At 68.1% G+C, this 1,738-nt stretch carries 2 protein-coding genes and 1 pseudogene; 2 read left to right on the forward strand and 1 reads right to left on the reverse strand.

Annotated elements, in window-relative coordinates; translation table 11 throughout:
• Nucleotides 1-167 precede the first annotated feature (167 nt).
• Nucleotides 168-299, forward strand: a complete 132-nt coding sequence (locus ACZ5ID_RS37010; RefSeq protein ID WP_468907203.1) for a hypothetical protein — start codon at nt 168-170, stop codon at nt 297-299.
• Nucleotides 300-443: 144 nt separating this feature from the next.
• A pseudogene (locus ACZ5ID_RS37015) lies at nt 444-578 on the forward strand (serine hydrolase); the annotation flags it as partial.
• A gap of 271 nt (nt 579-849) precedes the next feature.
• On the opposite strand, the gene ACZ5ID_RS37020 reads toward ACZ5ID_RS37015, so the two are convergent.
• The gene (locus tag ACZ5ID_RS37020; protein ID WP_468907206.1) at nt 850-1,536 is read right to left on the reverse strand and encodes an RlpA-like double-psi beta-barrel domain-containing protein; all 687 of its coding nucleotides are present in this window, start codon (nt 1,534-1,536) and stop codon (nt 850-852) included.
• Nucleotides 1,537-1,738 lie beyond the last annotated feature (202 nt).

A 1,738-nucleotide genomic window follows, 5' to 3' on the forward strand; every position in this document is an offset into this window, starting at 1 on the left:
GCACGATCGGCAATCCCCACCCTCCCCACTTCATCCACATTTGAACGAAGTGGGGAAACGGAGCGAGCCTGGGGAAATTCGCAGGTTCCCATCAGAGTCCCTTAGCTGGAAGAAGCACCCCCCTCCACACGCGACGCACCCCCTCCCGCCGTCCGTTCGCCGCGGCGATGCTCGCGGCGTGGGTGCTCGCGGCGTCGGTGCTGTCCCCGATGGCTGCGGCGCCCGCCACGGCCGTCCCCACCGCGGGCGTCGTCCGGTACGACCGGGACGAGTGCCCGCCGGACGGTCTCGGTCCCTAGCTGACCGGCCGGCTGGACAGGGCGATCGAGGACGTCCGCCGGACGGCCGGCATCCCCCGGGCGTCATCGCCGGACTGCGGATGGCAGGCCAAGGGGAGTTACGTCCGCGCGACCGGCGTCACCGACACTGCCACCGGCCGACCGGTGACCACCGAGGAGTTCCAGCGGATCGGCAGCGAGACCGAGACCTTCACGGTCACCGCGCTGCTCGAACTCGTCGCCGACCACCGGATCGGGCTGGACGACCCGATCTCCACCTACGTGGACGGCGTGGCGAGCGGGCAAGGAATCACGCTCCGGCAGCTCGCCGAGATGCGCAGCGGGTTCCGGAGTGGCACGTTCTCGACGCGCCGGTCCTGCTGTTCCTGGCCCGTCGCCGAGCCGAGAACAGCAGGACCCATAAGACGTACAAGGTGGCGACCTGGGCGAGGGACCTGCAGCCGCGCGCCGTCGAGATCGACATCCTGCCGGACGTCTCCCCCCATGCTCTGCCGCACGCCGCACCCGCCTAGCCGGGTGCCACCTCTCCGATTTCCTCAGCGGCTGAGCCTCACCCCACCTTCTCGATCAGCGCCCGGCGGATCAAGAACTTGCCGGGCTCCCGTACCTGTTCGAAGGCCGCGTTGTTCAGCAGCGCGCAGCTGCCCGAGACCGAAGTGACCCGCACCGTCGTGGACTTGTTGTTGTCCAGGTTGGTGACCTTCAGCTTCGTACCCGCCGGGAACTGGTTGCTGGACGCGGCCGGTGCGCCACCCTCGCCCGAGAGCGTGACGGTGGAGCCGTTGCACACCTGCTGCCCGGAGGCCGCGGCGCCGCCGTTGCCCGCGGTGGCGGTCGGCGAAGGCTGAGCGGTAGCGGTCTGCTGGCCAGCGCCGCCAGCCTGCTGCCCGCTCTGCGCCGGCTCCTTCGCCCGGGAGTCCTGAGCCGACTCCCCGACAACACATCCGGACGCCTTCTGCTGCACCTTGATCTGGGCGATCACCGCCTCGCGGTTGGCGATCCGCGCCGCCGACTGGGCGTCGGGCGCCGCCCGTTGACCGTCGATGAACTTCTGGTTGTTGCCGAGGGCCGTGGCGAGCCCCTGACAGACGGTCGAATCCGCGGCCGACAGGGTCCCGGGACTCTGCGCGGCGTTCGAGGTGGTCGCCATGACGAAGGCTCCACCGCCGGCCACCGCCGCCGCGCTGACCAGCAGTGCCAGCTTCTTCTTCGTACTGACAGTTCTCCTACGCGACATGCGCGCCTCCTGAGAGGTGGGGGAGCGTACGCCGCTATGTACGAGATGCCGAACAAGGTTACTCAGCGGTTGCAGGGGTCATTGAAGTAACTTAGGTCACACGCGAGTTACTGGCTCTAACAAAAGTGGTTTGATCATGTGACTGTCGGCTTGATCGCTCGTTGATGTGGTCATGGGGAAGCGTCAGTCGAAGCCGTGGATC

This window comes from Streptomyces sp. NPDC031670 (genome assembly GCF_055580545.1).

Bases quoted from the DNA above. Each gene is read 5' to 3' on its own strand.
- ACZ5ID_RS37010 (WP_468907203.1), top strand. From the start codon at position 168: ATGCTCGCGGCGTGGGTGCTCGCGGCGTCGGTGCTGTCCCCGATGGCT.
- ACZ5ID_RS37020 (WP_468907206.1), bottom strand. From the start codon at position 1,536: ATGTCGCGTAGGAGAACTGTCAGTACGAAGAAGAAGCTGGCACTGCTG.